Below are 20749 nucleotides of genomic sequence, written 5' to 3'. Positions count from 1 at the left end.
CTGCGCGCGACCTTCGCCTGGGCGCCGCAGGATGCGCAATTGCTGGCGGGCACGGTGCGCGACAACCTGCTGCTGGCCGACCCCGACGCCGCCGAGCGTGCGTTGTGGGACGCACTGGACGCGGCGTGTCTGGTGGGCGTGGTGCGCGCGCTGCCGCACGGGCTGGACAGCTGGATCGGCGAGAATGGCGAGCAGCTGTCCGGCGGGGAGCGGCGGCGGCTGTCGCTGGCGCGCGCCTATCTGTCGCGCGCGCCGTGGCTGTTGCTGGACGAGCCGACCGAGGCGCTGGACGCGCCGACTGAACGCGCGGTGGTCGAGCGGCTGACGCAGCGGCTGGCTCGCACTGGCCAGGGCCTGATCGTGGTCACGCACCGCGAGGCGGTGGCGGCGCTTTGCACCGTCCATGTCAGCCCGGCGACGTGCCGTGCGATCGACACTGGCACGCCGCACCGCGCCGTGCGCGTGCTCGCGCCGGTGTACTGACGCCGCTAGCGGTCCAGGCCCAGAGCCGCGCGATCCGCGGTCGCGGCGGCCAGTTCGGCGCGTGCCGCGGCGATGCGGGTCTGCGCGTCGATCAGCCGTACGCGCGCGTCGTTGGCGGTTTCCTCGCGCTGGTTCACCAGGAAGAAGTCGCTGGAGCCGAGTTCGAAGCGGCGGCGTTCCGCGGCGGCGAGGCGTTCGGCCAGTTGGCGTTCCTGTTCGGCGATCTCGGCCAGCCGCTCGGCCGCGCCGACATTGATGCTGATCCCCTCCACCTCGACGGCGATCTGGTCGCGCAAGAAGCGGCTGCGCGCCGACAGCGCATCCATCTCCGCCCGGGCTTCCGCCATGCGGCCTTTCGCGGCGCGGTTCTGCAGCGGCATGGAGAAGCGGAAGCCGATCGCCCCTTCCAACGGGGTGCGCGACGGGCCCCCCAGCCCGACCGGGCCGACGTCCTTGCCCAGTTCCCCGCGCAGGTCGAACCGCGGGCGCAGGTCGTTCTGCGCCAGCCCCAGCCGCGCCGAACCCTGGTCGATCCGCGCCAGCAGCACCTGAAGGTCGGGGCGGCGCTGCGCATAGTCGGCGACATTGGCCACCATTACGCCCGACAGCGCGCCGGCATCGCGCGGCAGCCGTTCCGGCCCGACGATCACCGGCTCCCCTGCATCGTCGCGGAAGTAGAGCGACAGGGCATTGGCCGCCGCCGCGAAATCGCCCTCGGCACGCACCACCAGCGCACGGCGGCGGACGAGATTCTGGTCGTTTTCCGCCAGCAGGATGTCGGGCCGCGCGCCCAGCTGCACCTGCCGCGACAGCCCGCCGCGGCGGCTTTCCGATAATTCCAGCAGGTCGCGATAGGCGCGCAGCCGCAGCCCGGCGGCGACCCAGGACTGGTAGGCGTCGATCGCGCGCCGCTGCACCCCGATCGCCACCGCCTCGCGTTCGAAGCGCGCGATGTCGATATCGCCCGACGCCAGCGTGCGGCGGGTGCGGCGTTCGTCCACCAGCCGGTCGCGCAGCAGCGAATAGAGCGCGCCGACCTTCACCTCGCCCAGCCGATTGGTGTAATTCTCGTCCTCGTACACCGGAAAGCCGCCGCGGCTGACGCGATAGCCGCCATAGACATAGCCGCCGTTGCCCGTCAGCGGGCGGGTCGCGCGGGCGCTGGCAACGGTGCCGTCGTAATAGCCCAGCGCCCGCGATCGGCCTTCCACGTCGAATACGGTATCGAACGCGCCGTCGGCGGTCAGTGCGCGTCCCTCGGCCGAGCGGACCTTGGCCAGTGCCTCGACGATCTGCGGTGCGGCGCGGGCGGACGAGCGCAACACTTCGTCAAGCGTCAACGGCGCGGCCGCCGGCGTCTGCGCGCGCGCGGGGGCGGCGACCGCCGGAGCGGCGAGCAGCGCGGAGGCGAGGAGGAGCCCACGGATCATTTCGGCTTGCCCGCCTTCGCCGCGATCTTGCCGCTGTCCTCTTCCTTCGCGCCGGCGGCCCCGCCCGACGCCTTGTCGGTGGTCACCTGCCCGAATTCGAGCGGGAAGTCGTTCAGCTGGCGCCACAGTTCGTAGCCGACCGTCACCGTCTCCCCCTGCACCCAGCCATAGACCTTGCCGCCCAGCCGGACGTAGCGCGGGCCGGGCCAGGCGGGCTTGCCGGGCATCGGCTCGACCAGGATGCGGAACAGCCCCTGCGCATTGGCATTGGGGTCGATCGTGCGGACCCGCCCGTCGAAGAAGCCATAGGCGACCGAGGGCCAGCCGCTGAACTGGATGGCGGGCCAGCCCTCGAATTCCAGCCGCACCGGGCGGCCCGGGCGCAGCAGCGGCACGTCGCGGCCATCGATCAGCAGCTCCACCGCGCGTTCGACCCGTTCGGGGGCGATCACCGCCAGCGTGGTGCCGGCGGAAACCAGCGCACCGCCGGCGGCGGCGTTCAGGTTCTGGATGCGGCCGTCGCGTGGCGCGCGGACCAGCTGAGCGGACTGACGGTTGAGCTGCACGTCGATGCGGTTCAGCTTCGCGCGCGATTCCGCCAGCTTGGCACTGGCGTCCGCGACCTTGATCTGCGCCTGTTCGAAATCGCGGCGCGCCGCCAGCCCCTCGGCAAGCAGCTGGCGGGTACGGCCGACGTCGATCGCGGCGACCGCCTGCGACTGGCGCACCGCGGCGATCTCCGCCTCCACCTGCGCGCGTTCGGCGGCGAGACGGGAGAGCAGATTGGGGTCGAGATCGACGACGCGCGCGATCGGATCGCCGCGGTTCACATGCTGGCCGTCATGGACGTACCAGCGTTCGACGCGCCCCGGCACCAATGCGGTGACGTCCTGCGCGCGGTCGCCCGGATCGAGCGCGACGACCTGTCCGCGCCCCTGCGCGGTCTGCAGCCACGGGACCAGGAACAGGATGGCGGCCGCAGCGGCGATGCCGACCGTCACCAGCCACGCGATCGCGACGCCGACGCGCGGCGGGCGCAGCGTGGCGAGGGTGCGAAAATGCGTCAGATGTTCAGGCTGATACGACATCGGTGCTCCCCTGGCGGACGGCCGCCGTCAGATCGGCCAGGTTCGTGAAGCGGCGCTGCTCGGCCAGGCCGAGGTGAAGGAAACCGTCCAGTTCGAGATCTTCGGGACGTCCGGTGAACAGCAGTGTCGTGGTGCCATGCGCCTTCAGCAGGCGCAGCGCATCGCGCAGCCGATGGGCCGGCAACAGGTCGAAAACCTGGCCCAGCAGCAGCAATTTGGGGCGTACCAGCAACGCATTGGCGAGTTTCAACGCCATCGTCTCGCCGATGCTGAGCGGATAGCCGGACGAGCCGAGCGGCGTGTCGAGGCCGAGGGGCAGGCTGGCGAGCCGGCGTTCCAGCCCGACCGCGGCGAGGGCGTCCATCGCCTCGCCCGAGCGGCTTCCCGAGGCGAGGCTGAGATACTCGCGGATCGTCACCTCGACGATGGTCGAGCGTTCGAGCACCATCACGTCCGAGCGCAGGTGATACATGTCCAGCGCGCCCAGATCGGCACCGCCGATCCGGATCAGCCCGCGTTCGGGATGGACATGCCGTTTCAGCAGGCGTGCCAGCCGATGCTCGGCGCCCGGTTCCGCGACGGTGACCAGCTGCTCGCCCGCCGCCAGCGTCAGATTGTAGCGCGCGCCGTCAAGCACCAGATCGGTCAACGCCACCGCGCCGTCACGCGGCCCGCCTTCGCCGCGCACGTTCGGTTCCTGCGGGATCGCGAACAGCAGCGACATTTCCTCCGCACTGGCGACCAGATCGTAGAAGGTGTCGAGATACCAGCCGAGCTGCGAGATGCCGTAGAACACGCCCGACAGGATAAGCTCGGCCGCGACCAGCTGTCCCAGCGACAATTGCCCGCGCAGGATCAGTGTGCCGCCCAGCAGCAGCAGCGCAGCGCCGGCAAAGGCGTAGATCAGCAGGAACGTCACCGTCTGCGCGAACTGGTAGCGGAAGTAGCGCCGGTGAGCGCCGACATAGGTGGCGGTCATTGCCTCCGACCGGTCCATCGCGAAGTCGAGATGGCGCGACGATTTGTAGAAACCGTTCGACCCGCCGACGCTTTCCAGCCAGCGGGCGGCGTTGTGCTTGGCATGGCTCATCGCCACGGCTCCGGTGATCGCGCCCGGTTGCCAGATCAGCCACACCAGCAGCACCGCCGCCACCAGCACGACGTTGAAGGCCAGGAAGAACGGGTGGTAGAAACTGGTGATCGTCAGCCCGACGACCGCCTGCAACACGATCGTAAAGCCGCCGATGACCAGGCTGGGCACCGCCTTCTGGATCACCACCAGATCGAAATAGCGGTTGAACAGGTCGCCGCGCTTGGCATCGGTGAAGAACGGATCCTGCGCATGGACCGCCCGCACGGTCACTTCGGCGACGACGCGCGCGAAGACACGCCGTTCGAACGCCGCCATGATCCAGACGCGCAGCGCGCTCAGCCCCGCAACCAGCAGCAGCAGGAGCAGCAGCACCGCGGACAACGCCCATAACGGCGCCGGCATCGCGGTGTTCGCGACGCTGTTGATCAGCAACTGAACGGAGATCGGCGTGGCCAGCGACAGAAGGCTGATCGCGACGGTATAGACGATGCCGAGCCGCACATAGGCGGCGTCAGGACCGATGATCTGCGACAGCCACGCCGCCGCGTCCCGAAAACCCAGTCGCTTCGCCGCCACCGCGTGCTCCCAATCCGCCTCGATCATCGCCGCCGCTACCGCAATCCGCGCCGCCCGCCTGCCGCGGGCCGGCGTTCCGGCATCGTAGCGATACCGAAGCGCTACAGCGTTCCGCGTGACAAGGCCAATCGGAATGCTTGCGTCCTGGCTATAGGCAGGGGCTATATCCCATTATGCCTACGCTGCGTCAGCTCGAGTATCTCGTCACGGTTGCCGATACCGGCTCCTTCGCGATGGCCGCGCGTGTCGCCAACGTGTCGCAACCGACGCTGAGCCAGCAGATCCGCGCGCTGGAGGAGCGGCTGGGAATCACGCTGCTGGAACGCAGCACCGCGGGCGCTGTGCTGACCCCGGTCGGTCGCAGCATCGTGTCCACCGCGCGCCGGATGCTTACTGACGCGCGCGATATCGTTGCGCTGGCGTCGGGATCGTCGGACAGCCTGACCGGGACGCTGAAACTAGGCACGACGCCCACGCTCGGCCCGTATCTGCTGTCGCCGATCATCGCCGACCTGCATCGCAACGCCCCCCGGCTGCGCCTGCATGTGCGAGAAGGCATTCCCGACGAACAGATGCTGGAGCTGTCGCGCGGGAACATCGACGTCGTGCTGGGCCCCCTGCCCATGGCGGGGGACGATCTGGTGATCGAGCCGCTGTTCCGCGAACCGCTGCACCTGGTCGCGGCGCTGGACCATCCGCTGGGGGCGGACGATGTCGTGACGCGCGACGGTCTGGCGGGCAGTCCGCTGCTGACGCTGGATCCGCGCCACCATCTGGCGCGGCAGGCGGGCGATATCGCCGCAGCCTATGGGATGACAATCGCCCCCGACTATACCGGCACCAGCCTGGGCAGCCTGCACCAGATGGTGGCAAGCGGCCTGGGGTTGGCGCTGCTGCCGGGCCTGTACCTGCGCTCCACGATCGGTGGGGCGACGGGGGTGCAGGTCCTCGACGTGCAGGGGTGGCAGGCCTATCGTTCGATCGCGATCGCGTGGCGCCGGCAATCGCCGATGCACACCGCGTTCAAGCTGATCGCCGAACATGTCCAGATGTGTGCCGCCCGTTTGCTGGCGGCCTGACCCGCATGCGCCGTCATTGACAGCGCCGCCGATTGCCGTGACCGCTGATGCCAAACAGGAGAGGTGCCGCGATGCTGTCGTTCGATTGCTTCTGGTCGTTCCGTTCGCCCTACAGTTATCTCCTGATGCCGCGGCTGGAGGCGTTGCTGCGCGATCACGACGTGGCGTGTCGGATGCGGATCGTGCGCCCGATCGCGGTGCGGCAGGCGTCGTTCTTCAGCAACGCCGATCCGCTGTGGACCGGCTATCTGCTGCGCGACACGCTGCGCACCGCCGAGTTCCTGGGGATGCCGTTCCGCTGGCCGCGCCCGGACCCGGTGGTGATGGATCGCGCCACGCGCACCTATCCGGCCGAACAGCCGTACATCCACCGTCTCAGCCGGCTGGGGCAACTGGCGTGCGAGCGCGGGGCCGGCGTCGCCTTCGCCGCGGCGGTCAGCCGGCTGTTGTGGGACGGCGGCACCGACGACTGGCATGTCGGCGACCATCTGGCACGCGCGGTCGCGCCGCTGGGTTTCGATCTGGCGGAGATGGACGCCGTGGTTGCGACGGAAGGCGAGCGGCTGGCGGCGGCGATCGTCGCGAACGAGGTCGATCAGCGTGCCGCCGGCCATTACGGGGTGCCGCTGATGGCGTTTCAAGACGAACCTTTTTTCGGACAAGACCGGCTGGACCAGCTCATCTGGCGCCTGCAACAGGCAGGCATGACGGCGCGGTGCGTCAGATAGCGATTGCGCGAGCCGCCGACGCATAATATTGGACGATCGTCATGATTGTGCCGCGCAGCATGGCGCGGATCATTTCGGGGGCGCGCGATGACGAAGTTCTTTACTGCCATGCGTATCGGTGTGGTGCTGGTGCCGCTGGCTTTCGTGGCCAGCCCGGCATCGGCGCAGGCGGATGGTGGCACGATCTTTCGCCAGCGGTGCCAGATGTGCCACGTGACGACCCCCGGCGCCCGCGCCGGCCTTGGACCCAATCTTGCCGGTGTGGGCGGTCGCAAGGCGGCCAGCACCGACTTCCTCTATTCCTCGGCGCTGCGCGCCTCCAACCTGAAATGGGACAAGGCGACGCTCGACAAGTTCCTTCAGGCGCCCGCCAAGCTGGTGCCGGGGACGCGCATGGCGATCGCGATCGCCAACCCCGCGGATCGTGCCGCGGTGGTCAACTATCTGGTGTCGCTGCGCAAGTGATCGCAGGGCCGGCGGCGATCGCTGCCGGCACATCGGGGTAGCAATCGGCGATCGGCCCCAGCACCGCGAACAGTGGCGCCAGCATCGTCTCATAGTGGCGCCAGTGATCGACCGCGTCGGTGAAGATCGGGCGCCGTACCTGTTCGGAACTCGCGGTGCGCACCGCCCGGTCGTTCTGCCAGAAGGAAAGGCACGCCGGTTCGAACGACAGTCCCAGATAGGCGAGCAGCCGGTCGACCTCACCCGGCGTATCCTGCACCATCCGTTCGTAGATGACGCGATGGACGCGCCCGGGCGCCGCGACGTCATAGGCCACCATATGCGCCACGTAATCGCGATAATAGCGGGCGATGTCGGTCAGGTCGTAGCTGAACGACTGTCCGCGTGCGAAATGCTGCTTCCAGCCCGAAAAGCAGCAGGCGATCGGATGGCGGCGCGCATCGATGACGCGCGCGTTGGGCAGGATCATTCCGATCAGTCCGACATGCTGCCAGTTGTTGGGCATCTTGTCGATGAACAGCGGGCGGTCGGTGCGCCGGTGGACGCGCGTGCGCTCCAGATACTCCTCCCCCAACCGCGTGCGATCGGCGGCGGACAATGATGCGATCATCGCACGGAAATCGGGAAACTCGCCGTCATCGACGCGCGCCTGCAACCGGCCGGCGATCATCATCATGTCGGGCAGTTCCATCGTCCCTTCCACCTGGCTGTGGCTGGACAATATCTGTTCGACCAGCGTCGAGCCGGAGCGCGGCAATCCGACGATGAAGATCGGATCGGGGGCCGGACAGCCCCCGTCGCCGATCGTCGCCAGGAACGGCGCGGTGAAGGTAGCGGTGGCGGCCGCGACCTCGGCACTGAAATCGTCGGCATCATGCGCGATCATCGCGCGCCGCAGGCGGTTGCCGCGGTCATAGTGATCGAAGGCGGCGGCATGATCGCCCGCATCCTCCAGCGCCTTGCCCAGCGAAAAGTGCAGGTGGAAGACATCCTCCCCCTGCGCCGCAGCGTCGCGCGCCAGCGTGTCGAGCGCGCCGCGCATCGCCGTTATGTCTGCCGCGTCGAGCCGCACCGTCTTCAGGTTGGCGAGGCTCCACCACGCTTCCCCCATGGTCGGCTGCAACGCCACCGCGCGGCGATAGGCGTCGATCGCCGCGGCCTGTCGCCCCAGCGTCTTCCGTACATGCCCCAGGTTTTGCCATACCTGCGGTTGCTCCGGCTGTTGGTCCAGCAGCCGCTCATAGATCGCGCCCGCCGCTTCCTGGTCGCCGAGCCGTACGAGTACGGACGCCTTGAGCAGTTCGTGCCCGGGCGCTTTCATCGGCGATCCGGCCAGAATGTCGGCGTGGCTCAGCGCCTCTTCCAGCCGGTTGCCCTGCAACAGCAGCCGGACGAGGAAGTCCCGCGCCAGATCGAAGCCGGGGGCCGCCGCGACCGCGCGTTCGACCAGCACCAGCGCAGCGGCGATATCGCCCTCGCGCCAGATGATCTCGCCCAGCAGGCGGGTCGCGACGGGATCGTCGGGTTGCCGTGCGGCGCGGCGTTCCAGCCGCGTACGCGCTTCGTCCAGCCGGCCGTCGTGCATCGCGACGGCCGCATCGATCAGTTCCGGGTCGCGCGAGGCCGCGTGAACGGCGGACAGGTCGGCGCGCCAAGCGTCCTGCTCGCGCCCGACGCGGCGCAGTGCGCCAGCCAGCAGGAACCAGCCCTCGGCGATCGCGGGCTGCTGCCGCGTCAGTCGTTCCAGTGCATCGATCGCGCGATGATCGTCGCCCAGTTCGATCGCGACATGCGCCAATTCCCACCACAAGGCCGGAACCGCCGGCTGCGGGCGCGCGAGAATCTCGAGCCGCGGCAGTGCCGCGCGCGCCCGGCCGAGCCGGCGCAGCGCCTGGCAGGCAAGCAGTTCGGCGGGAGGAAACCCCGGTGCGCGGCGCAGCACCGCTTCGGCGCGCGCCAGTGCCTGATTGGGGCGATCGTCCAGCGACGCGCCGGCACGGGCCAGTTCGTCGCGCATGCCGTCCGCTGCGCTTGGCACTACGTTTCCCATAACCCCCCGGTGTGAGCACGTGCACAAAACCTAGGTCGGAAATGACGATCGGTCGAGGGGGCATCGCCGTTGCCGGCTGTTCCAAAAACCCTGCTTGACAGCGGCGTCATGATCGGCAGTATCCGAATCTAGGACGGTCGTTCTGGTTACGACGACGGCGAATCGTCCTGCAGGGGAACGGCACCACGGGCGATCATCGGCAACCCTCCGCGCTTCGCGCGTGAGGGAAGGGGCTTCTGTACGCCGCAGTCGGGGCGGGTTTCGCTGACAGCGCAGGTGGTGACAAGGCAAGAGATCCGATGCGGGGAACACACCCGAACGGACGTGCACCCGGAGAGGCCAAACAACGCGTAATCGGGGGATTTTACGCATGGCCATTCGTTGTCGTTCACGTGCCGCGCATTTTTGCGCTCTGGGCGCGACCACCTTTCTGACGCCGATTGCTTTCGCCGCTGCCGCTTCGGCGCAGACCAGTTCGGAGCCGGCCGCCATGGCGCAGGAGGACGCCGGGCTGGGCGAGATCGTCGTCACCGCGACGCGCCGCGCGGAAAGCGTGCAGACCGTACCGATCTCCATGCAGGCGCTGGGCGCCGAGAAGATGGAGCAGCGCCAGGTCAAGGGGTTGAGCGACCTTGCCACGCTGATGCCGTCGGTGTCGTTCGCAGGGATCGGGCCTGGGCGCAACACGGCGTTCTTTCGCGGCATCGTGCCAGCGGGCGGCGCTTATGCGTCGGTCGGCTATTATCTGGACGACATCCCGATCACCGGCACCGACGTGCCCGACATCCATGTCTACGACCTGGAACGCGTCGAGGCGCTGTCCGGGCCGCAGGGTACGTTGTACGGTGCGGGGTCGCTGGCCGGCACGATCCGGTTCATCACCAACAAGCCGAAGCTGGGCAAGCTGGAATACGGCTATGACATGGAGCTCAACAAATACGGCAAGGGCGATTTCGGCGCGCAGTATCAGGGATATCTGAACCTGCCGATCAACAGCATCATGGCGCTGCGCACCATGGGCTATTACCGCAAGGACGGCGGCTATATCGACAACACGCCGAACAACGGACGCTTCAACGACGGCAGACCGGCCGTGTACAGTCTGGGCGACGACAACCCCAATACCTCGTTCGCCGTCGACAATTCGGCGATCGCGAAGGACGACTACAATTCGATCAACGAATATGGCGGGCGGGCGCAGTTGCTCATCAGCCCGTGGGACGGGTGGGACATCACGCCGGAGATCACCGCACAGCGGCAGATCGCGCGCGGCTATTTCGGCTATGACCCGCGCGTCGGCGACTTGCAGGTTCACGACTACAACCCCACGCGCAACGACGACCGCTGGTATCAGGCTGCGCTGTCGATCCACGGGCATATCGGTGACTGGGACGTCGTGTCCGCGACCGGCTACTTCAAGCGGCGGACCAAGACGCTCAACGACTATACCTATTACACCGTCACCTATGACGGTTTCGGCGCGGGTTACGAAAGCTACCTTCAATTCTTCGACAATTGCCGGGGAACGGGCGCGGCGCAGCAGTGCCAGCTGATCGACCCGACGCAATATTATCATGCCGACACGCACCGCAACAAATTCACGCAGGAAGTGCGGCTGACGACGCCGAAGACGTGGCCCTTCGACGTGACGCTGGGCGGTTTCTACCAGCGGCAGGCGAACGAATCGAACACCTATTATGCCATCCACGGGCTCGACCGGATCGTGGGGTACACGCAGGCCGGCGGTGGCGACGTCCCCGGCGGGCTGATCGGCGTTCCGGCGCTCTACGAAATCAGCAACGGCGCCTTCACGACGAACGTCATCAATCCCAACGGCAATCCGCTGGGCACCATGGCGCTGGGTACGCCAGCGGTGAAGGAAGACGGTTATTACATCGTCGAGCAGAACCAGCTGTACCACGACACCGCGATCTTCGCGGAGGGGCATTACAACATCACGCCCACACTGAAGATCACCGGGGGCATCCGCTATTTCTGGACCGATTATGCCGTTGTCGGGTTCGCTGGGGTCGCCGCCTCGGCGGCCAACACCGTCACGTCCTATTCCGTCCCTACCAAGACGATGGGATGCCCGACCCCGCTGCCCGCACAGCGTCTGCAGTGTTTCAATACCAACTTCCGGGCGGCCGACCAGACCGGGCGCTACAGTGAGAGCGGCGAAACGCACAAGGTGGCGCTCAACTGGCAGATAACGCCGGACAAGATGGTCTATGCCAATTACTCGACCGGTTTCCGCCCCGGCGGGTTCAACCGCCCGCTACGGATCCGCTCGCTCGGCCCGGTCGACGTCGCACCGTTCAAGTCTGAGACGCTGACCAACTACGAACTGGGCTTCAAGACGACGTGGAACCGCATGTTCCGTTTCAACGCCGCCATCTATTACGAGAAGTGGGACAACATCCAGTATAGCGTCGTCGTCGCCGGCGCGCAGGGTGCGGGGATGACCGGCAACGCCGGCAAGGCCGAGGTGAAGGGGGTCGAATATGACGCCGACCTGCGGTTGGGCAAGGTGACGATCAGCACGTCGGGGGCGTACAACGACGGCAAGCTGAAGGGCAATTTCTGCAACTTCTCGGTCGATCCCGCGACGAAGCAGATCACCCAGCTGAGCAGCTGTCAGCTGGGACAGTTCGTGCCCAATACCGCCCCGCCGACCCCGCAGGTCGCCGCCGCCGACGGCACCCGCCTGCCACGCCAGCCGAAGTTCAAGGGGACGACGTCGATCCGTTACGACACGGCGATGGGCGATTACGAAACGTACCTCCAGGGCGCGGCGCTGTACCAGACTGGTGCGACGCAGGACCTGAACGTGTCCGACAACAACCTGCTGGTGTGCCCCGGCACGACCAATCCCGGCGTGGCGTGCAGCACCAAGGGGTTCGTCAGCTTCGATTTCTCCGCCGGTATCAAGAAGGACAATTGGTCACTGACCTTCTTCATCCAGAACGCCTTCGACAAGCGTGGCCAGCTGACGACGAATACCTTCTGCTCGATCACCTTCTGCTCGGGTTCGTCGCGCATCTTCCCGATCAAGCCGCAATTCTTCGGGATGCGTCTGGGCCAGAAGTTCTGAGGCCGGGTGTCGCCGGTGCGGCTCAGTCCGCGCCGGCGAGAATGGCGGACATGAGCGCGGCGCGACGGTCCGGCGGGGCCGTCGCGTCGATGCGTTGCGCGATACACGTTGCGATGCCGGTTACCTGCGCGACGGCGAAGCTGACGCCGTGCAGGTTGCGCGTCGGCGCGATGCCCTCGATCGGGCGGGGATAGCCCGCGGCGCGCACCGCATTCGGCGCCCTAGCGATGCGCCAGGCCGCGCGTGGACAGTCCCAGTCCAGCTCCACGCCCAGCACGTCGGGCAAGGCACCCGGCCAGCACGGACCGTCCCCGGCCGTGCGGGCGGCGACGATCAGCACGCCCGCGGCAGCGGCTTCAGCAGTGACGGCGGCGAAGGCGTCGCGGTGCGCCGCGTTGGTGGAGCCCAGGCTGAGGTTCACGATGTCCGCGCGCGCGGCGATGCTCCACCGGATCGCGGCGATCAGCGCGGCGGCCGATGCCCGCAACGCATCGTGGAAGACGCGCACGGTCAGCAGACCGGCATCGGGCGCGCGTTCCTGGATCGCGGCGGTGACGGCGGTGCCGTGTCCCAGCCGGTCGAGCAGCGCATGCGGTGCGTCGTCGATCCGCCCCTCGCGATCGATCGCGACGCCGCCGGCCAGCCGTGCCGCGTCGATGTGCGGATGGCGGGGGTGCACGCCGCTATCGATGATTGCGACGCTGATGCCGCGTCCGGTGGCGGGCGTCATATGGCGGAGGCAAGGTCTGGTTGCGTCACATCCGCGAGGCCGTCGGCGATGCGCACGATCATGTCGGCGCGCGCGGCCAGCGACGGTTTGTGCGTGATGACGATCAGCGTGACGTCGGGCATCGCCGCGCGCAGCCGCCCGGCCACCAGCGCCTCCGTCTCCTCATCCAGCGCCGACGTGGGCTCGTCGAGGATCAGCACGTCGGGACGGCGCAGCACCGCGCGCGCCAGCGCCACCCGTTGGCGTTCGCCTGCGGAGAGGGCGTGGCCGCGTTCGCCGGTGCGGGTCGCCAGTCCCTGCGGCAGGCGCGCGACCAGCGTGTCGAGGCCGGCGACATGGATCGCACCGGCGATGCGATCGGGGTCGACCGCGTCGAGGCCGAAGGCGATGTTCGCGGCGATCGTGTCGTTGAAGACGTGCGGTGCCTGTTCGATCAGGATGATCCGCCGGCGCAGGTCGTCGAGCCGCACGTCGCGGATATCGGTGCCGTCGATCAGGATGCGCCCGGCGTCGACATCGTGATAGCGGACCAGCAGATCCGCCAGCGTCGACTTGCCGACGCCGCTCGGCCCCAGGATCGCGCAGAAGATGCCGGCGGGAATGGTGAGGTCGATATCGTTCAGAACCGCGTCGCGATCGTGGCGTTTCGCGACATGGTCGAAGCGGATGTCGCGGGTGATCGGCGGCAGTTCGTGCGCATCATTGGCGTCGGTGACGTCGGGGGGCGTATCGAACAGCGCGAAGATGCGGGCCAGCGACACGCGCGTGGAGGCGAGGCCCGAACCCAGCCCCATCAGCACCTGGATCGGCGCGAACAGCCGCCCCTGATAGGTCATGAACGCCACCAGCGTGCCGATCGTCATGGTGCCGTCGACGATCATGGTGCCGCCGTACAGCACCACGGCGGCGGTGGAGGCGGTCAGGAGCGTGCCGGGGAGCGCGCCGGTGGCGAAGGAGGTGAGCTGCATCCGCAGCATCGCGGTGACGAAGGCGCGGTTGTGATTGCCGAAACGCGCCACTTCGCGTTCGCCGGCGCGCAGCGCGGTGACGGTGCGCATCCCCATGACGGTGTCGACCAGGAAGCTGCCGAGATCGGCGCCGCGTTCGCGCATGTCGCGCGTCTGCGCGGTCAGGCGGCGCTGGCACAGCACGAAGGCGACGACGCAGGCGGGGAGGAGGAGGGTGCCGACGACGAACAGGCGCCAGTTGAGCCACAGCATCAGCGCGATGCTGCCGAAGAGGAACAGCACGTTGCCGAGCACGGACAACAGGGTATCGGCGGCGACGCGCTGCACGTCGCTGACGTCGCTGTTGATGCGCGACATGAGGTCGCCGAGCCGGAAACCGGCGAAAAAGCGCGGTGACAGCGTCTGCAGATGGCGCAGCAATGCGACGCGAATGTCGTACAGCATCGCCGCGGACAGCGCGACATAGCGGTAGCTGGCGAGCATGTTGAGCACGAAACCGACGAGCGTCACGCCGAGCAGCGCGCCGGAAATGATCGCCAGCATGCGCAGATCGTGCCGCATCAGCGCGTCGTCGATCATCAATTTCGACAGATAGGGCTGCGCCAGATTGAGCGCGGTGGAGGCAAGACTGATCGCCAGCACGACGAAAAGGCGCGGTGCGTAAGGGCGCAGATAGCGTCCGAGGCGGCGATAGGTGCGCCAGTCGGCGACCGCCGGCGGGGGAACGGGCGCGGTCATGCGGCGTCCGAACGGGGCAACAGGTCGAAATCGCGCAGGACGTAACGAGGAGCGGACATCGCCGAGAGGCGGTGCGTGCACGTTTCATGGCCCCGGATCAGCGCATCATGCGCGGTGCGCCACCAGTGACCGGCCCCGCCGGAACGATAGAACGGCACGCATAACGCCAGGTGGCGACGCATCGTGGCCAGCAGCATCGCGTCATAATGCGCGATCAGCGCCGCCCGATCGCCCCCCGAAGCGATTCCGGCGACCACCGCGGCGGCCAGGATCGCGGCGCGGACCGTCTGCGCGGTCCCGTCCCCGCCGATCGGATCGAACGCGATCGCCGCCGAGCCGCAGCCGATCCAGTCCTCCCCGCCGGTCGCCACGGCAAGCCGCGGCACGGGATCGAAGATGGCGGTCGCTTCGTCGGTCAGAATGATGCGCGCGGCGACGTGCCGGCTGCGGTCGCACGCTTCGTCCAGCGGCAGCCCGACCGACAGCAGCCAGCCGGTGCGCGCGCCGCACGGAATCAGGAACAGCCAGCCGGCGTCGAGCGATTCGATCCAGCAATCGCGCGCATCACCGTCGTGGCGCAGCAGCACCGACGCGGCGGTCGCGATCCGCGCGCCGAAGCGGGTCGTGGCGGGGAGCGCGCGCGGATCGGTGCGGATCGTCATCGCGGCCGGCGTGGTGTCGCGTGACGCGGGAAGGTCGGCAAGCGTCGCCAGCGCGGCGGCGTCAACGACCAGCGCGTCGTGCGGCATCGCGACCGGATCGCCGCCGCCCCAGGCGACGATGCGCCGCGCTATCCGGGGGGCGTCCACGAACAGATCGGCGCGGTCCATCACATCGCGGATCAGCGCCACCGCCGCGCCGCTGAGCATCACCGCGGGCGCGCGGCGGCGTTCGTATGCGGCCGTGGTGACCGCCAGTCCGCGACGGGCGAGGAGATGCGCGCAACAGGCCGCGGCGATGCCGCCCCCCGCGATCGTGACCCCGAACGCCGCCTCCGCCATCGTTATTGCGAGACGACCATCCCGGCCATCGTCGCGTCGTTGCCGATGTCCCAGGTCTTCTCCAGCTTCAGCGTCTTCGTGTCATAGACTTCGATATCGAAGCTGGCGCCGTAGATGTACAGCTTCGTCCCGTCGCCCGACATGCCCAGCTGGAAGCGCGAGCGGCACGGGAATTCCGCCGTTTCCACCAGCTTGTCGGTGGTCAGGTCGAAGTGCCAGAATTCGCACCTTTTGTTGCCGAGCGTCCCCGTCGTCGCGACGGTATAGCCGTGCTTTCCGTCGGGCGTGACCTCCAGCCCGGCGAGCAGCGCCGAGGCCGGGCCGATCGGCGCGAAGGTGAAGCGGCGCGACGTCAGGTCGAAGCGCGCCACCCCGAACACCTTGTTGTGGACGTAAGGGTCGGCGGCGTTGAACAGCGACACGAACTGCGTCGGCGAACGCAGCGCCCCCACCCCGCCAAAGAACATGACGTTTTCGAACCCGCCCAGATCGGACTTGGCCAGGTCGAACCGCTCCACCGCCTTGAGATCGGCGGTCGCGACGACGATCACCTTGTCGCGAAACACGTACAGGAAGCGCGCGTCGGGAGAGATCGCATAGGCGGCGCGATAGGGCACGCCGGGCGTATCGTCCTCCGCCGCCATGTCGACCGCGCGCACGACCTTGTGCAGTTTCAGATCGACGACGGTATATTGCGGCTTGCCGATGCGATAGCGGTCGACATCCTTGTCGATGCGTTCGGCGACGGTGTAGAAATAGCGGCCCGCCGCATCGGTGACCCCGCCGTAGAAACGGTATCTCGTCGTCGGCGTGTTCAGGCTGAAGCTGTCGGTGATGCGCCCGTTCGCCACGTCATAGGTCTCGATCCCGCCGGTGGTGATCGTGGAGACGTAGATGCGCTTGCGATCCGCCGATTCGTGCAGCCCGGTCGGCAGCCCGGTGGCGAGCGGGATGCGGCGCGTGACCTGTCCGGTGGCTTCGTCGAACAGCAGCAGGACATTGGGATAGCCGCCCATGTAGAGCGTGCCGGCGGACGATGCCGCGGGCAGCAGGAGGGCGGCGGCGAGGGAGGCGCAGAGCGCCGCGGCGGTGCGAACCATGGTCATCGGGCGGTGCATCCTGAACGGGAGGACAAGCGGCGCGGCGATCACGCGATCACGGGAAGACGAGGTCGAGGTTGCGCCAGTCCTTGGTCGCGACCGCGCAATTGCTGGCCCAGTCGGGCGAGTAATTGACGTGATCGGGCACCTGCACCGGCCAGAAACAGGTGACGTAGCAATCGTAGATGTCGCGTTCGACCGGCTGGCACAGCCCCGCGGTGCCGCCGCCGGCATCGACTTCCCAACCGGGCGAGAAGGCGAGCGAACAGCCCATCGGGACGTGCGGGCGCGGTTGCTGCTGCAGGGCGACCACGTCCTCTTCCAGCAGCGATGCGGCTTCGTCGATCCGCGCGGCCTTTTTGTTGAGCGGACGAAGATGCTTCATGACAGCGCCTTTCGTTGAGCGAAGCGTTCGAGGAAGGCCGGGTTCTTCACCGCCAGTTCGCCGTAGATGCGCAGGCAGCGGTCGGTCCATTCGCGGATCCAGTCGCAATAATGGAGGTTCGCGTGGCCGGTATCGCCGTAGCGCACGAACGCTTCGTGATGGCACCCGCCCGCGCACAACGGCCGCGCCCAGCAGCTCTGGCATTCGTATTTCGCATCGACATGCCCGCGCGCCAGGAAATCGCGCTGTCGCTCGCGGTCGATCCCGCTCGACACATGGCCCATCGTGTGGGTGTCGGCATCGGTGAAGCGGTGGCAGGGCGACAGGTCGCCCGACGGGCTGACCCCGAGCAGCCCCAGCCCGGCACCGCACGGATGCGATTTGTGGACGCCCTGGATCAGCTCGCTGATCGTTTCGCTGACGTTCGAGAAGCCATGCGAGCGCCCGGCGATGGCATGTTCCAGCCATTCGTCGGCGAGCAGGTGGAATTGCGCGAGCACGCCGTCCATTTCCCCGGCGGCGAGCGAATAGCTGCGCGCATCGCCGCTGGTGACGGGCGCGAAGCCGACCTCGTGAAAGCCCAGATCGTCCTTCAGGTGGCGATAGATGCGCAGCACGTCGGTGACCCCGTCGCTCAGCGTGACGCGCGCGGTGATCGCGCGGGTGCGGTGCCCCGCGATCAGCGCGCGCAGCCGCGGCTCGACCACGGCGTAGCTGCCCTTGCCGCTCTTGTAGACGCGATGCCTGTCCTGAAGATCGGGCGGGCCGTCCATGCTGACGGTGACGCCGATTTCGTTGTCGGACAGGAACTGGATGATCGCGGGCGTCAGCAGCGTCGCGTTGGTGGTCAGGCTGAACCCCACGGTCTTGCCCGCCTGGCGCGCGCGATCGGTGGCATAGGCGACCACGTCCTTGAGCAGCGGGAAGTTCATCAGCGTTTCGCCGCCGAAGAAAGTGATGTGCACCCCCTTGCGCCCCGCCGACTGCGCGATCAGCAGGTCGACCGATTCCCGTGCGGTATCGATCGACATGTATTTCTTCTTGCCCTGCGGCGTCGCGATCTTGTCCGCGCCGAATTCGTAGCAATAGGTGCAGGCCAGGTTGCACTGGTTGGTGATGTTGAGGACCAGCGCCTGCAACGGGAAGTCGGCGGGCGGATGATCGGGCGCGGGGGCGGGGGTATAGGCCGCCTGGTCGCTGAGGATCACCCCGGCGAAGCGCAGTTCGCGGACCAGCTCGTCCGCATCGGCGGCGGGCATGCCGCGATCGCCGAGCGCGCGGACCAGATCGGCATGGTCGGCGGCGCCGTCCTCCAGCAGATCCAGCACCTGCGCGGCGGCGGCATCCAGCTGGAAGATCGATCCGGCGCCGACGACATAGATGAAACGCGCGTCGGCGGCGGCGAAGGAGCGATATTCGCCGGCGCGATAGCGGTGCGACAGCATCACGGTCATTGCGCGACCTCCGGTTGATCCCAGCGTTGGTAGGACGGCACCGCCACCACCAGATAGGCGCGCGCGGTCAGCGGCTGGCCGAAGCGGTCCTTCTCGGTCTTCGCGGTGGCGACGACCCAGACGTCGCCGTAATTGTTGCGGCCGAAGCGGCGTGCCGGGTTGGGGCCGTCGGCGGCGGGGGTGAACAGCGCGCCCGGGCCGAGCGTGCCGACGAACGCCTTGTCGTCGTCATTCTGCACCGCCAGGAATTCGTCGATCCGCCAGTCGACGTCGACCGGGCCGACCTTGACGTCGTCGGCGGTGTTCGGCTTGCCGTCCGGCCCGTTTTCGTAGCCGAACGCCTCGAACTGGCCATAGCCCTTGGGATGTTTCTCCCCGCCCAGCCGCGCCAGCCCGGTGTCGGGGACGACCTTCAGATAGTCGATCTGGCGATAGACCGGCAGCGCCTGCGCCAGCGTGGCGCCGCGCACCGCGACGTCGCGGCGCCCCGACACCGCGTCGGCGGCGACATCGGCCAGCACCACCGCATCGCCAGGGCCGGCGCTTTCGACCGCGCGCACCGTAACGCCATCGCCCAGGCTGACGTCGGCGGGGGCGAGATCGGCGGGCAGGTTCGCGCCGTAGAGGTGGACGCGCGCCGCGCTGGTGCCGGCGCGCAGCGCGGCCGGCGTGACCGCGGCGATCGCCGGGGCGGTGCCCGCGCGGGTCAGCTTCACGTCGAAGCCGAATTCGTGATATTCGCCCCAGAACCAGCGGCCCTCGGCGCTTTTCTGGTCGGGGGCGAACCACATCGTATCGCGCGTCGCGTGCGCGGGATCATCGATCGCGCCGGCGGCGGCGGGACCGGCCGATCGGCCGCGCCACGCATAGCCGCCATAGACCAGGCCGGTGCCCTGCCGGGTCAGCGCCTGCCCGGTGGCGAGCGAGCGCAGCGCGGTGGCGGTGACGAACGTCCCCGCCTCCTTGCCCGGGCGGATCGTCAGCTCGCCGACGTAATCGCCGCGCCCGGGCAGATGCGCGGACACCAGCCAGGTGCCGGCCAGATAGGGCGCGCGGATGCGCGGGCGCCAGCTGCCCCATTCCAGCGTGTGGAGCGGTGCGGTCTTCTGCATATATTCCAGCGCGACCTGCCCGTTCGTCACCGGCGTGGTGCCAGGGGCGGGCGGGGCGGCGCCGGGCGCGGGATCGGGCAGGCGGCGATATTGCGCCTCCGCCTGCGAATACATCGCGATGTGCATGTCCTGCAGCAGCTTCCACTCGGTCTTCGACCGGCGCCACGACAGCGGCTGGGCGAAGGCGTGGCACGCCGCGCATGCCTGGCGCACATTGTCGTTGGGGATGGCGGCTTCGTCGACGATGCGATGTTCGGGCAGGTACATGACCGGGCGCGCCTCCTCCGGCGCCAGCCCGTGGAAATCGGCGAGATAGCGCACGATCGCGCGCGATTCGCCGGGCGTCACCTGCAGCCCGTTGAGGCGCACCATCCGCTTGATCGCCTGCGCCCAGCCCTCCGGCGTGGTGCGCACCCAGGAGATGCGCGACAGATTGCCCTTCGCATCGGGCGCGTGGCAGGTGCCGCACTTCTCGCGTGTCAGCGCATCGGTGACGGGGATGCCCTCCTCGGTCTCGCCCTGTGCGGTGTCGGGCGGGGAAGGGGCGGCGGCATCGCGGACATTGGCGTGCGCCACCGCGACCATCGTCGCGCCCAGCCCCAGCAGGATGAGCCGCTGGCCCCAGCGACGCGGCGCGGTGCGGTCGGCAACAACCGGATTCGATGGAATCGTCATGCGCGTTCCGTCCCCCTAGACGTCAGCGGATCCGAGGCGCCCCGTTCGCCTCCGAACAAAGACTGTACGACCGTCCAATATTCGTCAAGCGGATTGTGCGGCTGCGAAATGCGCGCGTGTCACCCGCGCGCGGAACCATAGAATCGCTTCAGCGACGCCGGTGCGCCGCAGCGACGGATCGCCGCGGCGACGAGGCGCGCGCGTTCCGCCTTCAGCGAGGGGCCGGACAGCGCGAGTCGGCGTTCGCGGGCCACTTCCGCAGCGGAAAAGGGTTCCGCATCGACGGGCGCGCTGGCGCCGCCGAGTCCGAAGACGACGAAATTGACCAGATCGGCCAGTTCCTGATTGTCGGTGATGCGGCTGTGCGCGACGTTGGGCAGGCGGACCAGATAGGCGCGCGCTTCCGGCGTGCACATGAAATAGCCGACGCGGTCGCGCAACTCGGGCACCTGCGCGGGGGCGGAGCGGCCGTCGACGCCGTGGCACCCGCCGCAATGTTC

17 protein-coding genes are annotated in these 20749 nt (G+C 68.2%); 5 read left to right on the top strand and 12 right to left on the bottom strand.

Annotated features, from left to right (window positions below):
* Window positions 1-483, top strand: a 483-nt coding sequence (locus AX685_RS19150; protein ID WP_156445939.1) for an ATP-binding cassette domain-containing protein, incomplete at its 5' end; no start/stop codon positions are given.
* Between the two features lie 5 nt (window positions 484-488).
* Here AX685_RS19150 and AX685_RS19145 read toward each other — a convergent pair.
* From AX685_RS19145 to AX685_RS19135, 3 genes are read right to left on the bottom strand one after another with little or no spacing between them, the layout of a single operon-like run.
* Window positions 489-1913: a TolC family protein gene (locus AX685_RS19145; RefSeq protein WP_066491576.1), complete on the bottom strand. Its 1425-nt coding sequence runs from the start codon at window positions 1911-1913 to the stop codon at window positions 489-491.
* Window positions 1910-3001, bottom strand: coding sequence for an efflux RND transporter periplasmic adaptor subunit (locus AX685_RS19140; RefSeq protein WP_066491574.1), 1092 nt, complete (start codon window positions 2999-3001; stop codon window positions 1910-1912). The genes AX685_RS19145 and AX685_RS19140 overlap by 4 nt, the downstream gene beginning before the upstream one ends.
* Entirely contained in the window at window positions 2985-4697 is a 1713-nt protein-coding gene (locus tag AX685_RS19135; protein WP_231792310.1) for an ATP-binding cassette domain-containing protein, read from the bottom strand. The genes AX685_RS19140 and AX685_RS19135 overlap by 17 nt, the downstream gene beginning before the upstream one ends.
* 146 nt (window positions 4698-4843) lie before the next feature.
* On the opposite strand from AX685_RS19135, the gene AX685_RS19130 reads away from it, so the two are divergent.
* The 3 genes from AX685_RS19130 (at window position 4844) to AX685_RS19120 (ending at window position 6942) form a co-directional block, all read left to right on the top strand.
* Window positions 4844-5749, top strand: a complete 906-nt coding sequence (locus AX685_RS19130) for a LysR family transcriptional regulator (RefSeq protein WP_066491571.1) — start codon at window positions 4844-4846, stop codon at window positions 5747-5749.
* A 71-nt stretch (window positions 5750-5820) separates the two neighbouring features.
* Window positions 5821-6477 carry a 2-hydroxychromene-2-carboxylate isomerase gene (locus AX685_RS19125; RefSeq protein ID WP_066491568.1) on the top strand — a complete coding sequence of 219 codons (657 nt, stop codon included), beginning with the start codon at window positions 5821-5823 and terminating at the stop codon, window positions 6475-6477.
* A gap of 87 nt (window positions 6478-6564) precedes the next feature.
* Window positions 6565-6942 (top strand): c-type cytochrome, encoded by a 378-nt coding sequence (locus AX685_RS19120; RefSeq protein WP_082741096.1) that lies wholly within the window; start codon window positions 6565-6567, stop codon window positions 6940-6942.
* On the opposite strand, the gene AX685_RS19115 is transcribed toward AX685_RS19120, so the two are convergent.
* Window positions 6914-8992: a sulfotransferase gene (locus AX685_RS19115; protein WP_066491563.1), complete on the bottom strand. Its 2079-nt coding sequence runs from the start codon at window positions 8990-8992 to the stop codon at window positions 6914-6916. The genes AX685_RS19120 and AX685_RS19115 overlap by 29 nt on opposite strands.
* A gap of 370 nt (window positions 8993-9362) precedes the next feature.
* Between AX685_RS19115 and AX685_RS19110 the strand changes: the two genes are divergently transcribed.
* Window positions 9363-12086 (top strand): TonB-dependent receptor, encoded by a 2724-nt coding sequence (locus AX685_RS19110; RefSeq protein WP_066491562.1) that lies wholly within the window; start codon window positions 9363-9365, stop codon window positions 12084-12086.
* Between the two features lie 22 nt (window positions 12087-12108).
* On the opposite strand, the gene qhpE is transcribed toward AX685_RS19110, so the two are convergent.
* From qhpE to AX685_RS22945, 8 genes are all read right to left on the bottom strand, one after another.
* On the bottom strand, window positions 12109-12816 hold the full coding sequence (gene qhpE / locus AX685_RS19105; RefSeq protein ID WP_082741095.1) for a subtilisin-like serine protease QhpE: 708 nt from the start codon (window positions 12814-12816) through the stop codon (window positions 12109-12111).
* Window positions 12813-14522, bottom strand: coding sequence for an ABC transporter ATP-binding protein (locus tag AX685_RS19100; RefSeq protein WP_066491560.1), 1710 nt, complete (start codon window positions 14520-14522; stop codon window positions 12813-12815). Before AX685_RS19100 ends, qhpE begins: the two co-directional genes overlap by 4 nt.
* A complete protein-coding gene (locus AX685_RS19095) occupies window positions 14519-15523 on the bottom strand; it encodes a hypothetical protein (protein ID WP_066491559.1) in 1005 nt (334 codons plus the stop codon). Before AX685_RS19095 ends, AX685_RS19100 begins: the two co-directional genes overlap by 4 nt.
* 2 nt (window positions 15524-15525) lie before the next feature.
* Complete coding sequence (locus tag AX685_RS19090) at window positions 15526-16629, bottom strand: YncE family protein (RefSeq protein WP_231792306.1); 1104 nt, start codon at window positions 16627-16629, stop codon at window positions 15526-15528.
* A 49-nt stretch (window positions 16630-16678) separates the two neighbouring features.
* The gene (qhpC, locus tag AX685_RS19085; RefSeq protein WP_066491558.1) at window positions 16679-17008 is read right to left on the bottom strand and encodes a quinohemoprotein amine dehydrogenase subunit gamma; all 330 of its coding nucleotides are present in this window, start codon (window positions 17006-17008) and stop codon (window positions 16679-16681) included.
* Window positions 17005-18462: a quinohemoprotein amine dehydrogenase maturation protein gene (gene peaB, locus AX685_RS19080; RefSeq protein WP_066491553.1), complete on the bottom strand. Its 1458-nt coding sequence runs from the start codon at window positions 18460-18462 to the stop codon at window positions 17005-17007. The genes qhpC and peaB overlap by 4 nt, the downstream gene beginning before the upstream one ends.
* On the bottom strand, window positions 18459-20249 hold the full coding sequence (peaA, locus tag AX685_RS19075; RefSeq protein ID WP_066491551.1) for a quinohemoprotein amine dehydrogenase subunit alpha: 1791 nt from the start codon (window positions 20247-20249) through the stop codon (window positions 18459-18461). Before peaA ends, peaB begins: the two co-directional genes overlap by 4 nt.
* A gap of 119 nt (window positions 20250-20368) precedes the next feature.
* A partial coding sequence (locus AX685_RS22945; protein WP_066491550.1) for a cytochrome C occupies window positions 20369-20749 on the bottom strand: 381 nt, incomplete at its 5' end.

This window comes from Sphingomonas sp. CCH9-F2 (genome assembly GCF_001556735.1).
GTDB lineage: Bacteria > Pseudomonadota > Alphaproteobacteria > Sphingomonadales > Sphingomonadaceae > Sphingomonas > Sphingomonas ginsenosidimutans.
Note: the sequence above shows the minus strand (reverse complement) of the source record. Positions and strands in the feature narration are given on the sequence as shown.